19 protein-coding genes and 1 pseudogene are annotated in these 22,235 nt (G+C 62.8%); 6 read left to right on the top strand and 14 right to left on the bottom strand.

Going from position 1 to position 22,235, the window contains the following annotated elements:
- Positions 1–106: 106 nt before the first annotated feature.
- The gene (locus C266_RS11255; protein WP_010806378.1) at positions 107–601 is read right to left on the bottom strand and encodes a hypothetical protein; all 495 of its coding nucleotides are present in this window, start codon (positions 599–601) and stop codon (positions 107–109) included.
- A gap of 319 nt (positions 602–920) precedes the next feature.
- Here C266_RS11255 and C266_RS11250 point away from each other — a divergent pair, with 319 nt between their 5' ends.
- Positions 921–1,475 (top strand): DNA-binding protein, encoded by a 555-nt coding sequence (locus tag C266_RS11250; protein WP_051126254.1) that lies wholly within the window; start codon positions 921–923, stop codon positions 1,473–1,475.
- Here C266_RS11250 and C266_RS11245 read toward each other — a convergent pair.
- From C266_RS11245 to C266_RS27430, 5 genes are all read right to left on the bottom strand, one after another.
- Positions 1,459–2,760 (bottom strand): ShlB/FhaC/HecB family hemolysin secretion/activation protein, encoded by a 1,302-nt coding sequence (locus tag C266_RS11245; RefSeq protein ID WP_144265789.1) that lies wholly within the window; start codon positions 2,758–2,760, stop codon positions 1,459–1,461. The genes C266_RS11250 and C266_RS11245 overlap by 17 nt on opposite strands.
- A 469-nt stretch (positions 2,761–3,229) precedes the next feature.
- Positions 3,230–4,843 (bottom strand): bifunctional aspartate transaminase/aspartate 4-decarboxylase, encoded by a 1,614-nt coding sequence (locus C266_RS11240; protein ID WP_010806375.1) that lies wholly within the window; start codon positions 4,841–4,843, stop codon positions 3,230–3,232.
- A 134-nt stretch (positions 4,844–4,977) separates the two neighbouring features.
- The gene (gene aspT / locus C266_RS11235; RefSeq protein WP_010806374.1) at positions 4,978–6,663 is read right to left on the bottom strand and encodes an aspartate-alanine antiporter; all 1,686 of its coding nucleotides are present in this window, start codon (positions 6,661–6,663) and stop codon (positions 4,978–4,980) included.
- Between the two features lie 74 nt (positions 6,664–6,737).
- Complete coding sequence (gene aspT, locus C266_RS11230) at positions 6,738–8,426, bottom strand: aspartate-alanine antiporter (RefSeq protein WP_010806373.1); 1,689 nt, start codon at positions 8,424–8,426, stop codon at positions 6,738–6,740.
- 637 nt (positions 8,427–9,063) lie between these two features.
- Entirely contained in the window at positions 9,064–9,438 is a 375-nt protein-coding gene (locus C266_RS27430) for a YXWGXW repeat-containing protein (RefSeq protein ID WP_168162902.1), read from the bottom strand.
- 210 nt (positions 9,439–9,648) lie between these two features.
- Here C266_RS27430 and C266_RS11220 point away from each other — a divergent pair, with 210 nt between their 5' ends.
- A complete protein-coding gene (locus C266_RS11220; RefSeq protein WP_010806371.1) occupies positions 9,649–10,980 on the top strand; it encodes an MATE family efflux transporter in 1,332 nt (443 codons plus the stop codon).
- A gap of 24 nt (positions 10,981–11,004) precedes the next feature.
- On the opposite strand, the gene hisN is transcribed toward C266_RS11220, so the two are convergent.
- Positions 11,005–11,805: a histidinol-phosphatase gene (hisN, locus tag C266_RS11215; protein ID WP_036662659.1), complete on the bottom strand. Its 801-nt coding sequence runs from the start codon at positions 11,803–11,805 to the stop codon at positions 11,005–11,007.
- A gap of 203 nt (positions 11,806–12,008) precedes the next feature.
- On the opposite strand from hisN, the gene rarD reads away from it, so the two are divergent.
- From rarD to C266_RS11200, 3 genes are all read left to right on the top strand, one after another.
- Positions 12,009–12,932, top strand: coding sequence for an EamA family transporter RarD (gene rarD / locus C266_RS11210; protein ID WP_010806369.1), 924 nt, complete (start codon positions 12,009–12,011; stop codon positions 12,930–12,932).
- A gap of 129 nt (positions 12,933–13,061) precedes the next feature.
- Positions 13,062–13,316, top strand: coding sequence for a hypothetical protein (locus tag C266_RS11205; RefSeq protein WP_010806368.1), 255 nt, complete (start codon positions 13,062–13,064; stop codon positions 13,314–13,316).
- Positions 13,317–13,537: 221 nt separating this feature from the next.
- Positions 13,538–13,999, top strand: coding sequence for a universal stress protein (locus C266_RS11200; protein WP_010806367.1), 462 nt, complete (start codon positions 13,538–13,540; stop codon positions 13,997–13,999).
- 114 nt (positions 14,000–14,113) lie between these two features.
- Here C266_RS11200 and C266_RS11195 read toward each other — a convergent pair whose 3' ends face one another.
- The 5 genes from C266_RS11195 to C266_RS26795 all read right to left on the bottom strand — a co-directional run bounded on the left by C266_RS11195 (position 14,114) and on the right by C266_RS26795 (position 19,488).
- Complete coding sequence (locus C266_RS11195) at positions 14,114–14,998, bottom strand: carbohydrate ABC transporter permease (RefSeq protein WP_010806366.1); 885 nt, start codon at positions 14,996–14,998, stop codon at positions 14,114–14,116.
- On the bottom strand, positions 14,995–15,870 hold the full coding sequence (locus C266_RS11190) for a carbohydrate ABC transporter permease (protein WP_036662657.1): 876 nt from the start codon (positions 15,868–15,870) through the stop codon (positions 14,995–14,997). Before C266_RS11190 ends, C266_RS11195 begins: the two co-directional genes overlap by 4 nt.
- A 111-nt stretch (positions 15,871–15,981) precedes the next feature.
- Entirely contained in the window at positions 15,982–17,286 is a 1,305-nt protein-coding gene (locus C266_RS11185; RefSeq protein ID WP_010806364.1) for an ABC transporter substrate-binding protein, read from the bottom strand.
- A gap of 118 nt (positions 17,287–17,404) precedes the next feature.
- Positions 17,405–18,598, bottom strand: coding sequence for an ABC transporter ATP-binding protein (locus tag C266_RS11180; protein ID WP_081636262.1), 1,194 nt, complete (start codon positions 18,596–18,598; stop codon positions 17,405–17,407).
- A 266-nt stretch (positions 18,599–18,864) separates the two neighbouring features.
- Positions 18,865–19,488 carry an Ail/Lom family outer membrane beta-barrel protein gene (locus C266_RS26795; protein ID WP_081636253.1) on the bottom strand — a complete coding sequence of 208 codons (624 nt, stop codon included), beginning with the start codon at positions 19,486–19,488 and terminating at the stop codon, positions 18,865–18,867.
- A gap of 298 nt (positions 19,489–19,786) precedes the next feature.
- On the opposite strand from C266_RS26795, the pseudogene C266_RS11175 reads away from it, so the two are divergent.
- Positions 19,787–20,122: pseudogene (locus C266_RS11175) on the top strand (transposase); the annotation flags it as partial.
- 113 nt (positions 20,123–20,235) lie between these two features.
- Here the strand turns inward: C266_RS11175 and C266_RS11170 are convergent.
- Together C266_RS11170 and C266_RS26150 are read right to left on the bottom strand one after the other, a co-directional pair.
- A complete protein-coding gene (locus C266_RS11170; RefSeq protein WP_010806360.1) occupies positions 20,236–21,105 on the bottom strand; it encodes a carboxylesterase in 870 nt (289 codons plus the stop codon).
- A 2-nt stretch (positions 21,106–21,107) separates the two neighbouring features.
- A complete protein-coding gene (locus C266_RS26150; RefSeq protein ID WP_010806359.1) occupies positions 21,108–21,989 on the bottom strand; it encodes a DUF4118 domain-containing protein in 882 nt (293 codons plus the stop codon).
- Between the last annotated feature and the right edge of the window lie 246 nt (positions 21,990–22,235).

Genomic DNA, 22,235 nt, shown 5'->3' with positions numbered 1-22,235 from the left:
CCCCACCTTCTCGAAGGCCCCGTGAACAGGGGCTGTCAAGATCATTGCCCAAAAAACGGTCAGCGCCGGAACAAATATTCGGCTTGACGGTCTGCCCCCTCCCTGCTCAAGCGCCATTCCCCTTGTTTGCCGCCCCATCGGCGTCCTGCCCGATTGGCGTGCCGGTCTGTCCCGTCGCATCGGGCGGTGACTGCGGCACGCCGCGCAGCGCCACGACGACCTGACGCTGGCCAAGCACCGCGTCGGGCGCCTGCTGCAAGGCCAGCCGGTAGCGCTCGCCGAACTCGGCGTCGGCGTTGCGGAACAGCTTGGCGGCTTCATCGGCCAGCGCAATGCCCGCCTCGGCCAACGGAGGCGTCTGCTCGAGCCACTCGTCGAGCGCGACGATCAGACGCGAAAGCGGATCCAGCCAGCGGAACCAGGCATCTTCCGTCAGCAATTGCACGAAGCGTCCCGTCGGCACCGGCCCGAAGACGGCTTCGTATTGCTGGCGGTCATTGGCAATCAGCACCTTGTGTTGGGAGAGCAGTGCCGCGCGCAATGCCTGCATGGCGGTGATCTGGGCAGCGTTGGCCGGTGTAGTATCGATCGGTTCGGTCATCTATCGCCCCGTAAGCGTCAGAAAGGTTAAGAAACGGAAATGGAAAGTGTCTGACATGGACTTTAGGACTTGACCCATAGCCAACAGACGTTCGGATCACGATACTACACGGGTCTCGCAAACACCTCGCGAGACCAGGCTTTCACTTCCCCGTGGGAGGCCTGCTTCCTCACCCGCCCATCCGGCGGGTTTTTTTTGCCTGAACGATTCGCGCTGCCAGGCCGGCTTGACTTCCTCCCGTTCCCACCCCGTCCCGTCGTGCTCAATGCGTCGACGCAAATTCGTTTATCATCGGCAGCGCTCTGGCCCGCCTTCCGATATGACCTCTGCTCTGCGTCCCAAAACCGTTGGTGTCATGGGCTCCGGCAAACAGCCGTGGACCGAACTTGCTGCGCCGCTCGGACGTGCACTCGCGCTCGCCGGTTACCACCTGCTCACCGGCGGGGGGCAAGGCGTAATGACTAGCGTGAGCGAAGCCTTTTGCGCCGTTCCGCAGCGTATACGTATAGGACGCAGTATCGGTGTCGTGCCGACCGAGGCCGTCGGTGAAGATGGCACAGCCCCGACGTTCCGTCCGCTGCCCGGCTATCCGAATCCGTTCGTGGAAGTGCCTATCGTGAGTCCGTTGCCACGCCATTTGCCCGACGCGCCGGCCGGCACGCTCTCGCGCAATCACATCAATGTGCTCTCGAGCGACGTCATCGTCGCGCTGCCCGGCAATCACGGCACGCGTGACGAGGTCGGGCTCGCCGTGCATTACGGCAAGCCCGTCATTCTGTTCGGGGAGTGCGAGCACTTCGCGGACATGCCCGCTTCGCTCGTGCGAACGGTATCGCTCGATACCGTGATGGACTTCGTCAGAACGGCACGGTGAGTTTCGCGTCGATCGAATGGAAGCGATACGACCATCCCGGCGGGCCGCTCGACGCCGGCATCCACGGCGCGTTCAATCGCTGCATCACCGACACATCGAGCTTCGACGTGCCCAGATTGTGCGTGTGGCTCAGCCCCACCTCGGCAAAACTGTCATAGGTGTGGATGGCGTTCGGATCTTCGGTGCGACTGCGGTTGTAGCGAAACTCGAGCCCCGTCGAGCCGTTGGCCGTGAAGTCGAACGCGCGGCGCACGCGCCACTGCAGCGTCTGCGTTTGCGTGGTGCCGGTGGCGATCTGGTCCGTGGCCGCGTTGGTCTTGCCCGTGATCCCGACAGTCCAGTCCGCGTCGATCGGCAACGAGTAGTTGGCCGTCACATTTCGATTCGTCGTATCGCGACGCGCGTTCTGCAAGTCCTGACTCAACGTGGTATGGAACTTGCCGTACATGCCCAGCGGGTTGTTCATCAACAGGTTCGCCGTGCCCTGCATCTTGCCCGTGGTCGTCATGCCGCTGTTGTTCATGCCGACGTTGAACTGATAAGGCTGCTCGTTGAGCACCTGCAAGCCTACTGCGCCCTCGCCGGGTGTGCGGCTGCGCGTGGCGATGAGTGGCAATGAATCGTCGCGCACCACGAGCCCCTGGCGCATCAACATGCGCAGGTTGCGCGTCGCGAAACTCTCGTGGCGCGGCTGCCCGCGCAGGCAGGCGGCGCGCGCGAGGAAGGCGTTCGGCGGCGCGACGTCGGCGACGGCCGGCGGCTCGCCTGCGGCCGATGCTGCCGATGCGGCGGCATCCAGATCCACCACGGAAATTGCCGTGCCATCAGCACTCAACTCCGGCGCGACCGCAAAGTCGCCAGCGGGTAATGGTGCAGAAGAAGGTGGTGCAGGGGGGGCGTCGGCCGATGCTTCCGGGGTGTCCTCTGCGACTGGCGTCGTTTGGGATGGATCGGTGTTCGACGCTTGCGCCGCCGATGCCGTCCGCGGCGCCTGAGCGGCGGCAGCCCGTTGCCTGGCCTCGCGATCGACGGCCGCCGCGACGGCGTTCGGATCGTCCCCCGCGAACAAGGCGATGGGGTCCGATGAAGCGCCAGGGTCCTGCACGACGGGCGCGGGAGGGGGCACGAAATACTGAGGCGCAAGGCCGCGATCCCACAAACCATAGGACACGGCATTCTGCTCAGTAAAACATGGCGGATTGAGATCCGAGAGCAAGGATTGTGCGTGCGCGAACACCGGTATCCCGGCACTCAGGCACGCGGCCAGCAGGAGGCGACTCCACATGGCCGGATTTACCGACGACATTCGACACCCGAAATCCCACCCCACACTGATGCCATCCGCTAGCGTTATGCGCCGCGTCCGACATGAGGAGGGTGCTTTAGCGACAAGGGGCTATTTTACGTCGATCGGATGACGCGCTGCCAGTCACAAAATGCCGGGAACTCTTTCGATCGATTGCCACTCATATCGCGTGACTTCCCCTGTAGTGATTTTTGCCCGCCTCGTGCGGGCATTTTTATTGGGTGTCCGTCGATCACACGCCCGCCTTGCGCGTTTCGCACCTACGACGCACTTTGCGCGCATTCCCACCGCTAGCGAGCCGCATCGCTCCCACATCACAAAAAAGCCCGGGAAACCGCTTCCCGGGCAATGGTCGATCGCCATGAAGGGGCGACCGAGGGGGCGCCAGCGGGTGCCGGGCGATCAGACCCGGCACCGAAGTCGATGCGCAACGCCCAGTGCGGCTGACTTACTTCTTCTTGCCGCCCTTGCTGCCGCCCGCGAGAAAGCGCGCGTTGTACTCGTCCATGAGCTTGCGCACCGTCTTGCCGATCTGGATGTAGTCTGGCTCGTTGAGGTTGGCGAGCGACACACGGCCGGACGGATGCAACGTGCCGAAGCCACGGCCCGGCAGCAGCACCACGCCACTTTCCTTGGCCAGTCGGAACAGCACCTCAGACGGGTCGATGTTCTTCATGAACCAGTCGACGAAGCCCTTGCCGTAGATCTTCGTGCCCAACACTTCGAGGTCGAGGATGTTGTAATAGTCGACGGCCGTCGGTCCGGTCTCGTCGGCAATGCCCGCTGCGCGATACATCGCAGTCTTGCGGCGGCGGATGATGCGCTTGACGGCGTGCTTGTAGGCATCCGGCTCGTCCATCAGGCAAAACAGCGAGAAGAGCGCCATCTGCACCTGCTGCGGCGTGGACAGCCCGGCCGTATGGTTGAGCGCCACCGCGCGGCTGTCTGCCACCAGACGGTCGATGAACTTGAGCTTCTCCGGCTCCGTCGTGATCGACGCGTAGCGCGCATTGAGTCCTTCGCGTTCCGCCTTGGACAGCTTGGCGATCTTGTCGTCGAACAGGTTCTTCTCGTGCGTGGCGATAACGCCCAGACGCCAGCCCGTCGCCCCGAAGTACTTCGAGTACGAATACACGAGGATGGTGTTGTACGGCGCGATCGCGAACAGCGAGCGGAAGTCGTCGGCAAACGTGCCGTAGACATCGTCGGTCAGGATGATCAGATCGGGACGCTTCTTGACGATCTCGGCCAGGTGATCGAGCGACGCGTCGTCGAGCTTGACCGACGGCGGATTGCTCGGGTTCACGAGGAAGAACGCCTTGATCTTCGGATCGAGCAGCTTGTCGAGTTCCTTCTTCGAATACTGCCAGCCCAGCGCCGGATCGGCGTTCACGTTCACTTCTTGGAGCTGGTAGTCGGCCAGTTCCGGAATTTCGATGTAAGGCGTGAAAATCGGCATGCCCAGCGCGATGGTGTCGCCGGCCTGCAGCAAGTGGTTGGTCTTGAGCGTATTGAACAGGTACGTCATGGCTGCCGTGCCGCCTTCGACCGCGAACAGGTCGAAGTTGCCCACGAACGGATGACGGCCGACCATCTCGTGACGCAGATACTTGGCGGCGATCGTCTCGGTGTTGCGCAGCATGCGATCCGGCACCGGGTAGTTACACCCGAGAATGCCGTTCACCATTTCCGTGAGGAAGTCCTCGACGACCAGACCCATCTGGTCACGGATATAAGAGATCGCCTTCTCGAGGAATTTCACCCCCGGCTCGTGCTGATGCTCGCGCGCGAAATCCAGCCAGCGCGCTTCAACGCCCTTGCCGGGCGGAATACCGCCCACGCCTTCGGGCATGTACGTGAACTGACGCTCGGCTTCCGAGAGTGCAAACAGGCCCAACTGAAAGAAGCCATGCCGCGGCTCGAGCGCGAGGAAGTTCGGGTTGCCGCGCCCGGCATTGAGCATCGAGCGCTGTGCGGCATTGTCCTGAGCGAGTGCGATCAGCGTGTCCTTGAGTTCGAACGGGCTGAGTTTGGCGAGTGCGTCGAGTTCCTTCGATTTCATAGCAATTTCTCCATGAACAACCATCTACCACCCATCGCGATTCCGTCTTGCGGGGGCAATGACGGACGATCGGGTGAATGAACCAAATACGTCGGGCGGTACGGCGTCGCGATCACGCGACGCCTTTGCGTACCTCAGGTCAGCGACACCACCAGCGGCCCGAGCAGCGTGAGCAGCACGTTGGCGATGGCGTAGGTAATGGCGAACGGCACGGTCGGCACATTGCTCTCGGCCTTGTCGAGCACTTCGCCGAAGGCCGGGTTGGCGCTGCGCGAGCCTGAGAGCGCACCGGCCAGAATGGCCACGTTGTCGTAGCGAAGCACGTAACGGCCGAACAGATAGGTGAGAAGCAGCGGCACGATCGTGACGATCACCCCGGCGACGAAGATCGAGACGCCGCTCTGTTGAAGGGTTTGCCATGCCTGCGCGCCAGCCGACAGACCAACGCAGGTCACGAAGGCCGCGAGCCCCAGCTCCTTGAGCAGCGAACTCGCAGCGAGCGGCATCGCGCCGAAGGTCGGATGCTTGCCGCGCAGCCACCCGAAGATCAGACCGGAGAGCAGCGCACCGCCGCCGCTGCCCAGCGTGAGCGGAATACCGCCGACCTTGACCACGATGTAGCCGATCAGCAGACCGAACACGATGCCGATCCCCATATACACATAATCGGTCTTCACCGAATAAGCGACGGGGTAACCGGCTTCCTTCGCAGCACGCTGCACGTCGCTGTCGGCGCCATACAGCGTGACCACGTCGCCGTGATAGACGATGGTGTCGTCGAGCACCGGCACGGGCTGCCCCATCCGCGCGATCTTCGCGATATACACGCCGTGCTTGACGTCGCGCGCTACGCCCGCCTTCAGTTCGCCGAGCGTCTTGCCGTTGCCGCCCTTGCGGGCGAACACGACTTCCTGCATACGCAACGGAATGTCGAGATCGCTCGACGGACGCTGCTCGTCGCCCAACAGACGCCACGCGTCGGTCGCCGCTTCACGGCGTCCAATGAGCATGACGTCGTCGCCGGCTTCGAGTACCAGATCGTCGGTGGCGATGATGATCTTCCCGTTGCGGCGCAAGCGCTCGACGGTCACGCCATCGGTCAACTGCTTCTCGACGTCGACCACACGCTTGCCCGCGCCGGTCGTCACGCGATAGACACGGCCGACGAGCGGCGGCAGCGAATCGACCTGGTCGGCCGAGAGCGCAGTCTGACCGCCGGCCATCTCGAGTTCGGCTTTCTTCGCATCGTCCTTGAGCGTGCGGCCCATGAGTTTCGGTACGAGCGACGCGCACACGATGATGGCGCCGAGGCTGCCGAAGATGTACGTGACGGCATAGCCGATGGCCACCTCCGATTGCAGACGTTTGACCTCGTCCGCCGATAGCCCCAGACGCGAGATGGCATCGCCGGCCGTGCCGATGATGGCCGACTGCGTGAGACCGCCACCGGCCACACCTGCGGCAAGCCCCTTGTCGAAGCCGAAAATCTTGGCGCAGATCAGCACCGTCACCAGCCCCGAGGCGGCAAGGAAGACGGCCATGCCGATTTCGCGCAGCGTCTTGCGCGAGAGCGAACTAAAGAACTGCGGACCGCTCTCGTAACCCACGGCGTAGATGAAGAGCGCGAACATGATGCTCTTCACGCCCGCGTCGACTGAGATGCCGATCTGAGAGACAACGACGGCCACGAGCAGCGAACCGCCGACACCGCCCAACTGGAATGACCCGAACCTGATCGCCCCGATGGCGTACCCGAGGGCGAGCGATAGAAAGATCGCGACCTCCGGGACATGTTTAAGAATGCTATGCACGAGTTCCACGGGAGAACCTCCGTCAAAAAATGGGAACGGCGACCGGCGGGGTCAGGGCCTTGCCCCGACCCTGCCGGCACGCCCTAACGCGAAAACTGATGAGCGACAAAAACCACTGCCGGCCCCATGAGCGGCAACAGCACGTTCGACAGCGCGTACGTCACCGTGTACCCCACGACCGGCAACGCACTGTCCGCCGTTTGCACCACGGCGCTGATCGCCGGCGTACTCGCCTGCTGACCGGCGATGGCGCCGATGAGAATGGGCCCGTCGATACGCAGCAACTTGTGGCCGACCCACAACGACACCAGGGCCGGGATGAGAGACACACAGATGCCCACCACCGGCAATGCCAGACCGTGCTCTCGCAGCAGCACGGCAGCTTGCGGCCCGGCCGACAGACCGACACACACCACGAACACCGCCAGCCCCAGTTCCTTAAGCAATTCATAGGCCGCAGGCGGGAACGCGCCCCAGGTAGGACGCCGCGAGAGCAGCCAGCCGCTCGCCAGACCGGAGAGCAGCGCGCCACCACCCGAGCCCAGCGTCATCGGCACACCGCCAATACGCACCGACAGATGTCCGATGCAAAGCCCCACGATCAGCGCAAGGCCGACAAACACGAGACTCGTCTTGTTGCCATACGGCACGGGTTTGCCGAGCACCTCGCCCGCACGGTCCACATCGCTTTGCAAGCCTTGCAGCGTGACCACGTCGCCGCGTTGCAGCGCAATCTTGCCCAGCGAGGGTAATGGCATGCCCATGCGTCTGACCGACTTGACGAACACGCCGTGACGCACGTCGATCGGCGCTTCGCGGCGCAGGTCGCTCACGGTGCGGCCTTCGGCTTCCTTATTGGTCATGACGAAGTCGCGCTCCACCAGCACGATCTCGTTCGTTTCGGTGCCCGCGACCTCGGGGCCGACAAGCGCATGCGCTTCGAGCATGACGTCGCGCCGGCCGACGAGCAGGAGTTCGTCTCCCGGCTCGAGCGCGAGGCTCTGCGCGACAGGCACCGACGCCGACGCACGACGCACCCGCTCAACGGCCACACTTCCCTCGAGCGCCGCCTCCAGCGCGGCAACGCTCAGCCCCGGATGCGCCACACGATAGCTGCGTCCGACCAGATCGGGCGCCGCGGGCACACCGGCTTCGCCGCCGTTCTCGTCTTCCATTTCCCGGGCGAGGCGCGCGCTGTCCTGCTTGAGATCGATGCCCAGCAAACGCGGCGCCAGCAGGTTGGTGAACAGCACGATGGTGATGAGGCCGAACACATACGTCAGCGTGTAAGCGGTCACGACGTTGGCCTGCAATGCCTTGAACGCGTCGGGCGCAAGGCCGAGCCGATTGAGGGCTTCGATGGCGGTGCCAACCATCGCCGATTCCGTTGCAGCCCCCGCCGCCAACCCGCCCGCCGTGCCGGGGTCCAGGCCGAGCCACGTCACGGCGATCATCACGATGCCGAACACGAAGACCACTTCGATAATGGAAAGCACGCCAAAGCGCAGGCCACGCAAGTTCAGGTTATCTACGAACTGTGGCCCGGCGGAAAAGCCCATGGCGAAGATGAAGAGCGCGAATGCGAAGTCCTTGAGCGAGCCCTCCACCATACAGCCGGTCTGGCCCACAAGCAACGCGACGAGCAGCGCACCGCACACGCCGCCGAGTTGTATCGGGCCGAGCCTGACGCGCCCGAGCAGTTGGCCCAGCACGACGCAGACAAACACGGTGATCAACGGTACGGCATCGAACAACGGTACTGAACACTGCATACACGCTCCTGCCATTTGTCACACGATGGTGACGAGCCGTGCCGCACGTCGCGGCGATTGTCCGGCATATGAATTCGGGAAACGACAGATCTTCGTGGCAATTGCCCCGCAGATCGAAGAGACCGCAGACCGTGTATGGGGTCTTACGTTATGCACCTGTGCGTGAATCCGCCAGGCGTTTGAGTGGGGACGGAAGAATACCGAGCCAAATGACGAGCGAGGCGCGCTGCCCTCGGGGAGGTGCTCGAGACAATGCGTACGGTGCACATAACGGATCCCAAAACGTTGAGACAACCCGATAATCGATGACGCCCGCCTCCTCCCCGGAAGTCCTTGGACGTTACACCTTCAGCCGCCGGCGACGCACGCGAAATGTCTATCCGACACACGCGAATCTCGCGCAATTTCTTTGCACAAATAATTTAAATTACGCCAACTGCGACTGTTCCGCGTTTCGTGGTGACGCGATGTCGGCATAGTGTTGTTCAACGTTCTGGACGTGTCAATATTTTTCGCTTAACGGCACCGCCTTGTGCCCGTCAAGTCGGTAAATAATCGAATACATCGGATTGCCGACTAAAACGCCCAGTGGATTCTCGGTGTGTGCGACCCAATGCCGCAGGGCGACAGCGCAACATCACTTGGGCGCACGAATCTCGTGAATCGTGCCTGGCCCCCAGCCAGACGGCTCCCATGCGCCATCGCGCAAGGTCCATTCGTGATCGCCCGTCGCCTCCCAGTGCGGCGGGGTGTAGCGCATACCCGGCCGTTTGGGTTCCGTGTGACCGTCGACCCAGTCGTAGCGGCCGTCTTTCCATTGCCAGTAGCCCGGCACCCAGAACTCTCCCTTGGGAGCCGCATGCGGATCTTCGAAGCGTGGGGGCGGCGGGCCGCGTTGCAGCGTCACATCGGCGAGCACCGGCAGGCTTGCAAGACATAAGGCGACGGCAAGCGCATAACGGCGGTGGGGGCGGCAGGCCGAACGGGAAGCCGGGAAGTTCGGTGAAGTCATGACGGACGAAACCAGTGAAAACGACGGGGACGGCCTACGCGGCCTTTCCGTGGCGACGGAGAAGTCAGGCATTGTACCGTTCGTGCTTTACGCGTGCCCTGGCCCTATCGCGTCCAGACGTCTGCCAGCCCTTATAATCGGCGCACTCATAACCCACCGCCCTGCGCGGACCGACGGTGCCGCCATGAACGGCTGCCGCACAACTCACCCATGAACCCTGCCCCTGCGGCCACCGGTCACCGGCAACTGCTTCGTCTGGCGGTGCCCATCGTGCTCGCCAATCTCACCCAGCCCCTGCTCTCGGCCGTCGACACTGCCGTGGCCGGTCACTTGCCGGGACCGGCCTATCTGGGCGGCGTCGCGCTTGGCGGCCTGCTGCTGAACCTGATCTTCTGGGGCTTCTCGTTCCTGCGCATGGGCACCACGGGGCTTGCCGCGCAGGCGTTCGGTGCGAACGATACGGTGCGTCTGCGCGATACGCTCGCGCGTGCGCTGGCACTGGCGTTTGCCATCGGCGCGGTGCTACTGGTCTTTCGCCATCCGCTGGTGTCGGTGGGCATTTCGTGGCTAGGTGGCAGCGAGCAAGTGCGGGCGCTCGGGCGCGAATACGCCAGCATCCGCATCGTCGCCGCGCCGCTGGCACTGGGCAACTATGTGGTGCTCGGCTATCTGCTGGCGTGTCAACGCGTGCGGCAAGGGCTCGCCGTGCAGGTATTCATCAACCTTGTGAACATCGTGGCCGTGCTCGTCTTCGTGCGCGTATTCGGGTGGGGCGTGGCGGGCATCGCTTCGGCGAGCGCACTGGCCGATGTGCTTGGCTTCGTGCTCGGCGCCTGGCTGCTCTGGCTCGCCCGCACACCCGGCCTGCCGCCCCTGCGGCTTGCCACGCTCGTCGAACGAACCGCCCTGTGGCGCCTGCTGCGGCTCAATCTCGATATCTTCCTGCGCACGCTGTTCCTGCAACTCGCCTTCGCGTGGTTTGCCCGCGTCGGCGCGAGGCTTGGCGATACGACGCTCGCCGCCAACGCCCTGCTGCTGAACTTCCAGACGTTCATGGCGTATGGTCTCGATGGCTTTGCCCACGCCGCCGAAGCGCTGGTAGGCGCCTATGTCGGCGCCCGCCAACGGCAGGCGTTGCTGCATGCGATACGGCTGTCGCTCGGATGGGCGCTGGGCTGCGCCGTTGCGTTTGCGCTGGCCTACGCGCTGGCGGGCGGCGCCATCATCGACACACTGACCGATCAACCGGCGCTGCGTGAGGCCGCGCGCGAATTTCTGCCGTGGGCGGTGCTTTCGCCCATTGTCGCGGTGTGGTGTTTTCAGCTCGACGGCGTGTTCATCGGTGCGACGCGCACGCGCGAACTGCTCACGTCCTCGCTGATCGGTCTGCTGGTCTTTGGCGCCGTGATGCCGCTCACGCTCGCGGCGTGGGGCAATCACGGCTTGTGGCTGGCGCTGCTGGCGTTTCTCGCCACGCGCGGCATCGTGCTGGGTGTCTTGCTGCCGCGCATCTGGCGAAGCCTTCCGCGCCAGATGGCGTGATCGTTCCCCGGCGCGCTCGCGATCTCAGTCCGCGCGAATGCACGCCAGCGCGGCGGCGTGCAGTTCGGCATTCGCAGCCGCCAGCACGCGCCCCTGCGAGGTCAGCGTGAGCGGCTTGCCTTCCCAATCGGTGATGACCCCCCCCGCCGCTTCGACGACAGGCGCCACCGCCAGATAGTCGTAGGTCTGCAATCCGGCTTCCATGACGAGTTCGATGTGCCCGCTCGCCAGCAGCCCGTAGGCGTAGCAATCGCCGCCGAAACGACGGCGGCTCACGGCCTTCGTCAAACGCTCGAATTGCGCATACTCCGCCGCATCGAAAATGTCGGGCGACGTCGCATAAACAGTCGCGTCGGCCAGCACAGTCACCGGGCTGGTGCGGCATAGCTCGCCGCCGAAGCGGGCTTCGTGCACGCCGCTGGCGGCGTCGTTCACACCGACCCAGCGCTCGCCCGTTGCCGGAATGTCGATCACACCGACGATCGGCTTACCGTTTTGCAGCAGCGCCAGCAAGGTGCCCCACAGCGGGTGCCCCGTGATAAAGCTGCGCGTGCCGTCGATGGGATCGACCGACCAGACGAATTCCGCATCCACACCGCGCTTGCCGAACTCCTCGCCCCAAATGCCGTGCGACGGATATCGTGCCGCGATCTTCTCGCGCAGCGCGGTCTCGACCTCGCGATCCGCAATCGTGACCGGACTCTCGTCCGCCTTGTCGTCGACGGCCAGACGCCGGCGGAACCAGCCTAGCGACAGCGGCCTGACGGCATCGGCCATCGAAGCTGCGAAAGCCGCGTATTCAGCAACAGCGGGGACGGACGACATGCACGAATCTCCTGCAAATGTGCCGCGCGCGGCGGCAAGAAATGAAAAACGGCGACGAATGGCGATCATACGCGCTCATGAGCCTGGCCGGGCCCGGCCGGGCGCAATCTCACGAGAACGCCCCGGTCTGGTGCAAATTTGCTATGCTCGCGGCCTGATCCGGGCGAAGCGCCTGCCCTCTCGCCTCATTTCACAGGACACCCATGCTTTCCGGTCGCGGCGTGATGCTCTCTGTCTCGGCGTCGGTCATGTTCGCCGTCATGCCCGCGCTCGTCTCGCAGTTGGCGCCCCTGACCGGCCTGGATGTGTTCGCCTGGCGCATTCTGCTGACGCTGCCCGGCACGCTCCTCATCGTGTCGGTACTGCGGCGCTGGAACATTCTCGGCAGCACGATTTCGCACGTACTTCACCGGCCGGCGCTGTTGGGCGCGGTATTGCTCTGCGCGGCGCTGTTGAGCGTTCAGCTCTGGCTGTTCGTGTGGGCTCCGCTGCAACAGCGTCTGCTCGATGTCTCCCTCGGTTACTTCCTGCTGCCGCTCACCATGGTGCTGGCCGGGCGCACGGTGTACAAGGAGCGGCTGAACCGGCTGCAGTTGGCCGCCGTAATCGTGGCCGCATTGGGGGTGGCCCATGAACTCTGGGCGACGCGCGCCCTGTCATGGGTGACAGCGCTCATCATGTTCGGCTATCCGCCCTATTTCGTGCTGCGCCGGCGGCTGCGGCTCGACCCACTCAGCGGCTTCACGATGGAAGTGCTGGCCATGACACCGGTCGCCGCCGTGGTGCTCTGGCAAGCCTGGCCGCAAAACGCCATCGTGCTCGGCGAGCCTCGCTACTGGCTCTGGCTGCCCGCGCTTGGCCTGCTCAGTGCCGGCGCACTGGCGAGCACGCTAGGTGCCGCTCGTATGCTGCCTATCGGGCTGTACGGCATTTTCGGGTACGTGGAGCCGGTGCTGCTTTTCGTCGTCTCGATCTTCCTGCTCGACGAACCCTTCACGGCTCGCGGTCTATGGACGTACATGCCGATCTGGTTCGGTGTCGTGCTCGTCGTGTTCGACAGCCTGCGCACACTGCGCCGCCAACGTCTGGCAAGTGCCGCAGAGCGCACCGGCGCGACGGATCGATAAGGGGGCGGCAGCCAAGGGCGATCCGGGGCCGCTGCGGGGCCGCTTGAGACGTATCCCAACCTTGGGGCCGGGGCGCGCTCGGCGCCATGACACCGCGTTATACTCGCGAGAGCTTATAAGACGACCGTCATGAAAAATCTCGCCAAGATCGCCACTCTGCTTTCCTCGGGGCTTCTCACTCTCGCGCTGTCTGCTTGCGGCTCGTCTGCCCCGCTGTTCACCTCGGACGGACGCCCCACTCAGCGAATCCAGTGCTCGGCCACCAATGCCGGCGACTGCGACCAGCGCGCCCGCACCCAATGCCTGCAAAAGGGCTACGACGTACTCGCACGCGACGTGAGCGGCGGCGTCGCCAATCTCGTGATCGCCTGCCAGCCGAACTGAGGCGGCATGCGTTCCGGCATCTGAAACAGCACAAACCTCCCGGCGTGCACGCGCCGGCGGTTGGCATTACGATGCGATATTGCGCATGGTCAACCCGGCACCGTTGCATGGGATGACTTTCGATACGCCCGGTGCGAAAATCAAAATCATCCCGGCGTATTGATGTCTTCGTGGCATCATCGCAAACCTTCACACGTTTTCAGCCCAAAGAGGACACCATCATGTACGAACGCATTCTGGTCTCGATCGACGGTAGCACCCCCTCGAACCGCGCCATGGACGAGGCCGTCAAGCTCGTGGCCCTGAGCCAGGGCAAGATCCGCCTGGTGTCGGTCGTTCCCTCGCTTGCCAACGCTTACGCTGCGGGCGCCTATAGCGGCTTCGTGCCGCTGGAGGGCCAGGAGTCGTTCGAGAAGGAAACGGGCGAGATTCTCGCCAAGGCACAAGCCGAGTTGAAAAAGCGCGGTGTCGAAGCCGAAACGAAGATGATCACGCTCGACGCAGGCACCGATGAAATCGCCGACGCCGTGCTGCGCGAAGCGCAGGAATGGAACGCCGACGTGATCGTGCTCGGCACGCACGGCCGCCGCGGGCTCAATCGCCTGCTGCTGGGCAGCGTCGCCGAAACGCTGCTGCGCATCACCACGCTGCCGGTTCTGCTGGTCAAGGCCGCCGACCAATAAGCCGGCGACAGCCGCCGGTCTGACCCGATAGGGTCCGGCGATCAACGAAACGGCACGCACTTCCGCGTGCCGTTTTGCTTTCGGGCCACTGAATGAGGCCTGCCTGCTCGCCGTTCAGCGGATGCCCGCACGCATGAACGACTGCACGAACTGACGCTGAAAGAGAAGAAAGGCGATGAACAACGGCGCGGCGGTCATCAACGTGGCGGCGGTAATCATCGACCAGTCGATCCCCTGATCGGTCGACGCGAACACCTGCAACCCCACCGTCAGCGGGCGCGCTTCAACAGAGTTCGTGACGATGAGCGGCCACAGGAAGTTGTTCCAGTGGTGACTGATCGACACCAGCGCGTATGCGACATATACCGGACGCGCGAGCGGCACATACACGCGCCAGAGCACTTGCCACGCGTTGGCGCCCTCCACGCGCGCGGCATCGTCCAGTTCGCGCGGCACGGTCTTGAACGCCTGACGCAACAAGAAAATGCCGAATGCCGACGCGAAGTACGGCAATGCAATGCCCAGGATCGTGTCACGCAGGCCCATCCAGGCGATGGTGCGATAATTCTCGACGATGAGCACGTCGGGCATGACCATCAATTGCAGCAGCACGATCATGAACGCCACCTCGCTGCCGCGAAACGTGAAGCGAGCGAACGCATAGGCCGCGAGCGTCGCGAGCACGAGTTGCGCGGCGAGGATCACCGTCACCAGCGCGAACGTATTGATGAGATAGCGCCCGAACGGCGCCGCTTGCCACGCGTGGACGAAATTCTCGAGCGTGAGCGGCGCACTCAGCGAAAAGCGCGTGGCATAGGCCGACGGATGAAACGCGCTCCAGAACGCATAGAGCAACGGCAGCAGCCACAGCAGGCCGAGCAGCCATGCCCCCGCAGTGTCGATCAGGTTCGCCTGACCATTCGCGGAAAATGCGGGAAGGACGGCACGTGGCTTCACAGGCGTGAGCGTGGCAGGCGTCGGGCTGGTGGAGTTCGTCATTGATAGTGCGTGCGTGAGTCGAGCAGACGGAATTTCACAAAGGCGACGATAGCGAGCAGCGTGAGCAAGACCACCGTCAGCGCCGCCGCGTAAGACGTATCCCAGAAGCTGAAGGCCACCTGATAAATGTAGTACAGCAGCAATTGCGTCGCGTTGTCGGGCCCGCCGCGCGTCATCACGACAATGTGGTCGACGAGGCGGAACGCGTTGATGAGGGCATTGATCAGCACGAACACGGTGGTGGGCATCAGCAGCGGCCACTGCACGCGCCGGAAGAACTGCCAGCGCGACGCGCCTTCGAGCGCGGCCGCCTCGGCAAGCGTCGGCGAAATCTGTTGCAGTGCGGCCAGATAGAAGATCATGAAGAACCCGGCTTCTTTCCAGATCGTCACGATCATCAGCGCGGGCAGCGCCGTGTCGGGCTGACCGAGCCAGTTATGGTCGCCCCATCCGAACGCTTGCGAAATCTGCGCGATCAGGCCGTACTGCGGTGTGTAGAAAAACAGCCAGATGTTGGCCACCGCAATCATCGGCAGAATGGCCGGCGTGAAATACGCCAGACGCAACAGCGCGCGCCCCGGCACCTGACGATGCACCCACAGCGCCATGGCAATCGAGAGCGCAATTGCCACAGGCACGGTAATCAGTGCGAATAGAACGTTGTTACGCAGCGCCTGCCAGAAGACGGCGTCTTCGAGCAGAAGCTGATAATTCTCGGTGCCCACGTACACAGACGACGCGCCGGCACGCGCCGTCGAGAAAACGCTGTGCCATAGCGTAGCCACAGCCGGATAGTGGGTGAAAGCGACGAGCAGCACCAGCGCCGGTAACAGCAGCAGCCAGGGCACCCAAGAAGCAGAGGAACGATTCATCGACGGTCCATCGATTCAACACTCGGGGCCGGTACACGCGGAAGTGTCACCGCGATATGCCGGCCCCGCATTTCAAAGAGACTGACAGCGACGTCCAGCGAGGACGAGACTTCAGCGAGCGTACGCGCGCAAGATGCGGTCCGCTTCGCGTTGCGCGTCGTCCAGCGCCTGCTTCGGCGACTTGGTGCCGGTGAGCGCGGCTTGCAGCGCATCGTTAAGCGCCTTCGTGACACGCTGATTGTCGTGCGTCGAGAATTCCGCCACGCTCACGCCAAGCTGGTCGCGTGCCACAGCGGCAGCGGGCACCTTCTGCACGTACTGCTTCATTGCCGGGGTCTCCCAGGCAGCCGGCGTCACGGCAACGTAGCCCGTGTCGATACCGAACTGCGCTGCGCGCTCAGGCGTGGTGGCCCACTTGATGAACGTCATCGCGGCCTGCCTTTCTTCCGGCGTGGTCTTCTTGAACACATAGAAGTTGCCGCCGCCGGTCGGGCTGCCACCGCGCACCTTGGCCGGCATCTTGCCAACGCCGAACGGGAACGTGGCATTGGTGCGGATGTTGGTCAGGTTGCCCGTCGTCGTGTAGATGATGGCAGTCTTCTTCTCGAGGAAGTCCTTCGGCGTGGTGCCCCACTCGATCGCACCCGTCGGCATGACCTTGTATTTCGCTGCGAGATCCACCCAATACTGAAGCGACTCGACCGCCTGCGGCGCGTTGAGGAACGTCTTGGTGCCCGCCGGGTTCATCAGTTCGACGCCGGCCGGCGTGGTGAACGCCTGGAACAACCAGTAGGCAAAGCCCACCGACGGCACCTTGATACCCCACTGCGTCACATTGCCCGACGCGTCGCGCTTGGTGAGCTTCTGCGCATAGCTGGTCAGTTCGGCCCAGTTCGCAGGCGCGCGATCCGGGTCGAGACCGGCCTCGCGGAACATGTCCTTGTTCCAGTACATGACGATGGTCGAGCGCTGGAACGGCACGCCCCAGGTGTGACCGTTGATGCGCGAGTTCAGCATCAGCGCCGGGTAGAAGCCGTCGAGCCACTGCTTGTCGGCAGCCGTGCCGGCGATGCTGTCGATGGGCACCACGGCGTCTTCGTCGATCAACGTGAAGACATCGGCGGCGGCGAGCACCGCCAGTTGCGGCGGCGTGCCGGCCTTCGCGGCGGTCAGCGCCTTGACCACGGAATCCTGGTACGTCCCGGCGTACACCGGCTTGACCTTGATGTTCGGATGATCTTTCTCGAAGTCCGCCACCAGATCGTTGATGATCTTCGTGACCGGGCCGCCAACAGCGACCGGGTAGTAGAACGTAAGCTCGACCGGCTTCTGCTGCGCCATGGCCGAGCCCGTCAGGCCGCCCAATGCCAGCGTAGCCAGACTGGCCGCAAACGTTTTCAGAATCGTGCGTCGCATGTCGCTTGGTTCCCCATATAAGCGTTGTGGTGGTGTGATTGGTGTCCGATGCCGGGCTTCTCGATCGCCGCACCGGGCCGGCTCGCGCCGGTGCCGCAGCTACGGCGGCGAGCCCGTGTCAGACGTGTTGCTCGGGCTTGAGCGACGCGAGTGCTGCCGCCGTCGCCAATTCGCTCGCCGACGCGGCAATAGCGCCGGTGCAGACCGGCTCCGCAACTTCCACGGTTCGCCAGTTCGCCGTCGCCTCGGCGAGGCGCACGCCGGTGGTCGTGTCGAACAGATGTTGGTGGGCCGTGTCCCATTGCAAACCGATCGCTTCGCCCGGCGCAAACGGCCGGTGCCCCGGCACGCGGGTGGCGACTTCGCCTGCCTCGCCCAGCGTGCAGGCGACGAGCGTGTCTGCGCCCAGATATTCGACGGCGCTCACCGTGGCCAGCACCGCACCCACCGACGTTGGCGGGACCGCGCGCACATGCTCGGGACGCAACCCGAGCAACACGGTGTCTCGTGCGCCGCCTTGGGCCGAGGCCAGCGCGGGGCCGGTCTGCCCGGCAGGCACCAGCGCGTCGCCATGGCGCACGAGGCGCAGCAATTGCATCGGCGGCGTGCCGATGAAACTCGCCGCAAAACGGGTGGCCGGCGTGGCATAGAGCGTGTGCGGTGCGCCGCGTTGCTCGATGCGACCGTCGCGCAGCAACACAACCTGATCGGCCATGCTCATCGCTTCGGTCTGATCGTGGGTGACGTAGACGAGCGTCATGCCGAGTTGCTGTTGCAGCGCGCGGATCTCACGACGCATTTCCTGCCGCAGTTGAGCGTCGAGATTCGAGAGCGGTTCGTCCATCAGACAGACGGACGTCTCGGCGATCACAGCGCGGCCCAGTGCCACGCGCTGTTGCTGACCGCCCGAGAGCTGTGAAGGCTTACGTTCAAGATACGGCTCGAGCCCGAGCAGCGACGCCACGCGCGCCAGACGCTGCGGGTAATCGCGCGCCGGTTCGCCGCGCACGCGCAGACCGAACAGCAGGTTCTCGCGCACCGACAGATGCGGGAAGAGTGCGTACGACTGGAACACCATCGAGAGCTTGCGACGTGCCGGTGGCAGCCCGGTCACGTCGGTGCCGCCCAGCACAATGCGTCCGGTGCTCGGCGTATCGAGGCCCGCGATCATGCGCAGCAGCGTCGACTTGCCGCACCCCGACGGGCCGAGCAGCACGACTAGCGAACCGGCGTCAGCCGCGAAACTCACGTCCTGAAGCGCATGTGTATTGCCCCACTGCTTGCTGACGGATTCGATGACGAGCGATGACATGGCGGATGTGTACAGCGCCGCCGACAGGTCATGCCGGCGGCTGGATCGGGAAACTTCGACCATAACCGGCTATCGATGGCAGTTTGATGACATGGCAACTTACGCGCTCAACGACGGCGTTCAGAAACCGCTCCGTCAGGCTTGGTCATTCATCCAGCGTCGATGCGGAACGTAACGATGGGAAGTCTGGCTCGCACGCAACGCCGAGTTCGGCATGAGGGGACGCGAGCGAATCTTCAAAATGGTCTCCGACGCTTAACCCCTGACTAGAATCTGTACCCGAGCGCCACCGACCAGGTATTGAATTTTCCGGTTTTATTGTTTTTGAAATTCAACTTGGAGTATTCGTAGCTAAAATCAAGCGTAACATTTTTGTAGACATTGATCTGAGCACCGACAATTGAAGCCAATCCGTATTTTGTATTCGATTCTTTGATTTTTATTATAGCGTTATTTATATCAAACCCATATTCACCCCTTGACGCACCCAGACCTGCGTAGAGGCTGAAATAATTATTAAATCGATACGAAGGACCTGCCGTTAGTGAGTCATATCTCAATTTTTTCGAGTTAGACCCTATGCTCGTGGTTCCTCCCGTGCCTGTATAAGAAACAATAAATCCGAGGTTTTCATCGAATTCGTATCGGTACTTGAGGTTTACGCCACCCGGCTTGTTACCGGCAGGCAAGAGGATTGCACCAAGCGCCTGAGCAACAACACCACCCAACCCCGAGGTAAGTGGAGCCGCAAGATATTGATCGGCGGCGCCGCCCGATATTCGGCTCTGCGCATAGCCAACAGTGATTGTATTTCTAGGTTGAGCTACTGCTGCCGCCCCATACAATGCCCCCAAAAATAGCGGCGCAACAAACACAAGAAACTTTTTCATCTTCAATCCTTTTGATGAATCTGAATTTTTATGTTTAAGTTGTTTTTAAAAATCAAAAAAACACAACGACCACCACCCAAAGGGCGACGTCATTGGAGTGCCATGAACGTACAGATTCTAGGATCAGAAATATCGCAAACCCAAGATATCGGCATAGAATTGGGCTCATTCACAAATTCGCTTTGGATGGGATAATTCCCACAATCACCAAGGATGCCGTTGCCAAATTAAATTTTAGGTTTACTAAATTTCCCGACTCGACGTTAACTTCCTGTCTTGTTTTGTCTAACAGGAAGCGATGCCTAAAGAACTTGTCGACGAGGAATTGCGGTCACTCATCGAGCCACTTCTGCCCGAGCGAGCACCACACAATCGCCGGTATGCAGGCCGCGAGCCAACACCCGACCGTGCGGTGCTGACTGGCATTGTGTTTGTGCGCTAGGGCATCGCGTGGAACCTGCTGCCGCAGGAGATGGGGTGCGGCTCGGGCACAGCCTGCCGGCGACAGCTCGCCGCATGGCGGCACGCGGGCGTCTGCCAACGTGTCCACGAGACGCTGCTCGCGGAACTGCGCCGGCATGGCGAAATCGATTTGACGCGTGCGCTCGTCGACAACTTGTCGACGAGCGCTATGTCAGACACCGCTTCACAGATGCGAAACAACGTGGAGGGTGACGGGGACAATGAAGACGACAGCGGCAGCACCGCACAAGCCCTCGGGCCCGTGCGTGCGGCTGCCGCTTCGTGTCAGGCAGCCGCCTGACGGCGCTTGGCGCGCAGCAGCGCCTTGGAAATGATGCGCGTCTCGGATGCGGCGGCACCTGTGCTTCGCGCGACGGCGTCGCGGAAAAAGCGGCGCGTCTCGTCGGCGACGGTCTCGCGCTCGTTGTCCATCGTCAGAATGTGATAGCTCTCGCCGAGCAGGCACTTCTGCTTCACCTCGGACGACACACCGTCGTAGACAATACGTGCATTGTGCGGGCTCGCCGTATCGTCATCCACGGCGTGAATAATGAGGCAATCGGCCGTCACGCGGCTCAGCCGTTCGCGCACATGCGCCGCCAGCCGGCGCGCGTTGTAGAGGTGCGCCAACGGCAGCGAGGCCGAGCCGATTTCCGAGGCGTCGTGCAGCGACATCGACTTCGCCACACGCGCGCGCAGCGCTTCGTTTTTCAGGCCGAACGGCGCCCTTTCCTGATAGCGATAGCGATGACGGAACGGCGTGTGATAGAGCAGATCGACGAGCGGGTAATACCAGGGAATGGTCCAGCCGTCGTACACGAGCGTGACGGCAAGCAGCGAAAGCGCCGTGATATCCGGCTCCTCCTCCGCGACGGCCAGACTCAGCGTCGCGCCCATGCTCAGGCCGCATACCGACACGGTTTCGTGCGTATCGCGCAATTCACGATACTTCGCCCGTGCCGCGGCGATCCACGAGCGCCAATCGGTGCACGGCGTGCCGAGTCCGTAGCCCTCGATATGCGGCACCGAAACGGTATAACCATCGCGATGCAACGCCTTCGCCACCGGACGCATTTCGAGCGGTGTGCTCGACAGCCCCGGCAACAGCAGCACCGCGTGCTCGCCACCCTGGTAGAAAATATCTTCCTGAAACATCGTCAACCCCCGCCGGAGACGACCGGCGTCTCGGCAACATCTCGCGCATTGGCTGCCGGCGTGAGCGTGTGCAACGGCGTGACCGGACGCACTGCCGGCCCCGCATGCAAACGCAGAATCACGTAGGTGCCGACATGAGCCTGGAAATACTGTAATTCGCAGTGGAACATCTCATAGCCGCCTTCGCGAGTGCGTATGCGCAGATTGTGCGCACCGTGCTGCGGACGCTCGCCATCGGCAGAGAATAGTCCCTCCACGCGCGCGGCGTCCTCGGGATGCAGCAACGCACGCAGCCCCTCGCGCTTGACGACTTCGGGCGCGACGCCCGTCGCCCGGCGGAAATGCTCGTCGATAAATTCGTAATGCGTCGCGGGATTGGCCAGATAGAAAATCGTATCGAGGTGATTCGTGAGATACGTCATCAAGGCGTTGCCCAACTGCACCGAGTCGGACAGCAACATGCGCTCGTTCTCGGCGCGCAGCAACATCTCGTAGCGCGTCTGTGCAACCTCCGCGATCAACTCTGCGCGGTACTGGGCTCGGCGCAGGCGTTCGATCAGCACGACGGCAAGCGGTGCGATCAGCAGAAAGCCCGTGATGATCAACACGTCGCGCCGGTCAAGCTCAGCGATGTCGCGAAATGGCGGAACGAAGAAGAAATCGAAAATCGGGATGCTGATGACCATGGCCATGATCGCCGGTCCCAGACCCCACAAGAATTCGACAATGATGACAGCGCAGACGAAGAAGATGCCCGGCATCGAGTGATCGAGCACCGGATGCAGCAGGCTGCGAACAAGAAACGCAGCAAGTACCACCATTAACGCACCGACGTAACGCTTGGCGCCGGGCTCCGCCCAACGTCGGGCGTTTCTGATATCCATGATTTACCGCCGGGACTGACCGGCGTCCAATAATCCGAAGCTGCACCTCATAAGGCGGCGCGCCTGTTACAAAATATTACGAATTATCGCATGCCGACGACAGCCATCGATAGGCTGCCGCCCACTCAGTCCCATTTCAGCAACACGAAATACGCGCGCCTGCCGGACTCAGGCACTGGCGCGTTATCACACGCGATGCCAGCCTGTCTGTCTGACAGGGAATACCCTAGCGATTTAGGGGATATT

The sequence above is a fragment of the Pandoraea sp. SD6-2 genome, assembly GCF_000389825.1.
Lineage (GTDB): Bacteria > Pseudomonadota > Gammaproteobacteria > Burkholderiales > Burkholderiaceae > Pandoraea > Pandoraea communis.
Note: the sequence above shows the minus strand (reverse complement) of the source record. Positions and strands in the feature narration are given on the sequence as shown.

What these genes read in the sequence shown, in the direction of transcription:
- C266_RS11195 (WP_010806366.1), bottom strand. Translation starts at nt 14,998, where the DNA reads ATGACGAACTCCACCAGCCCGACGCCTGCCACGCTCACGCCTGTGAAG.
- hisN (WP_036662659.1), bottom strand. Translation starts at nt 11,805, where the DNA reads ATGTCGTCCGTCCCCGCTGTTGCTGAATACGCGGCTTTCGCAGCTTCG.
- rarD (WP_010806369.1), top strand. Translation starts at nt 12,009, where the DNA reads ATGCTTTCCGGTCGCGGCGTGATGCTCTCTGTCTCGGCGTCGGTCATG.
- C266_RS11190 (WP_036662657.1), bottom strand. Translation starts at nt 15,870, where the DNA reads ATGAATCGTTCCTCTGCTTCTTGGGTGCCCTGGCTGCTGCTGTTACCG.
- C266_RS11255 (WP_010806378.1), bottom strand. Translation starts at nt 601, where the DNA reads ATGACCGAACCGATCGATACTACACCGGCCAACGCTGCCCAGATCACC.
- C266_RS11245 (WP_144265789.1), bottom strand. Translation starts at nt 2,760, where the DNA reads ATGTGGAGTCGCCTCCTGCTGGCCGCGTGCCTGAGTGCCGGGATACCG.
- C266_RS11170 (WP_010806360.1), bottom strand. Translation starts at nt 21,105, where the DNA reads ATGTTTCAGGAAGATATTTTCTACCAGGGTGGCGAGCACGCGGTGCTG.
- C266_RS11185 (WP_010806364.1), bottom strand. Translation starts at nt 17,286, where the DNA reads ATGCGACGCACGATTCTGAAAACGTTTGCGGCCAGTCTGGCTACGCTG.
- aspT (WP_010806373.1), bottom strand. Translation starts at nt 8,426, where the DNA reads ATGCAGTGTTCAGTACCGTTGTTCGATGCCGTACCGTTGATCACCGTG.
- C266_RS11205 (WP_010806368.1), top strand. Translation starts at nt 13,062, where the DNA reads ATGAAAAATCTCGCCAAGATCGCCACTCTGCTTTCCTCGGGGCTTCTC.
- C266_RS11250 (WP_051126254.1), top strand. Translation starts at nt 921, where the DNA reads ATGACCTCTGCTCTGCGTCCCAAAACCGTTGGTGTCATGGGCTCCGGC.
- C266_RS11180 (WP_081636262.1), bottom strand. Translation starts at nt 18,598, where the DNA reads ATGTCATCGCTCGTCATCGAATCCGTCAGCAAGCAGTGGGGCAATACA.
- C266_RS11220 (WP_010806371.1), top strand. Translation starts at nt 9,649, where the DNA reads ATGAACCCTGCCCCTGCGGCCACCGGTCACCGGCAACTGCTTCGTCTG.
- C266_RS11240 (WP_010806375.1), bottom strand. Translation starts at nt 4,843, where the DNA reads ATGAAATCGAAGGAACTCGACGCACTCGCCAAACTCAGCCCGTTCGAA.
- C266_RS26795 (WP_081636253.1), bottom strand. Translation starts at nt 19,488, where the DNA reads ATGAAAAAGTTTCTTGTGTTTGTTGCGCCGCTATTTTTGGGGGCATTG.
- C266_RS27430 (WP_168162902.1), bottom strand. Translation starts at nt 9,438, where the DNA reads ATGACTTCACCGAACTTCCCGGCTTCCCGTTCGGCCTGCCGCCCCCAC.
- C266_RS11200 (WP_010806367.1), top strand. Translation starts at nt 13,538, where the DNA reads ATGTACGAACGCATTCTGGTCTCGATCGACGGTAGCACCCCCTCGAAC.
- C266_RS26150 (WP_010806359.1), bottom strand. Translation starts at nt 21,989, where the DNA reads ATGGATATCAGAAACGCCCGACGTTGGGCGGAGCCCGGCGCCAAGCGT.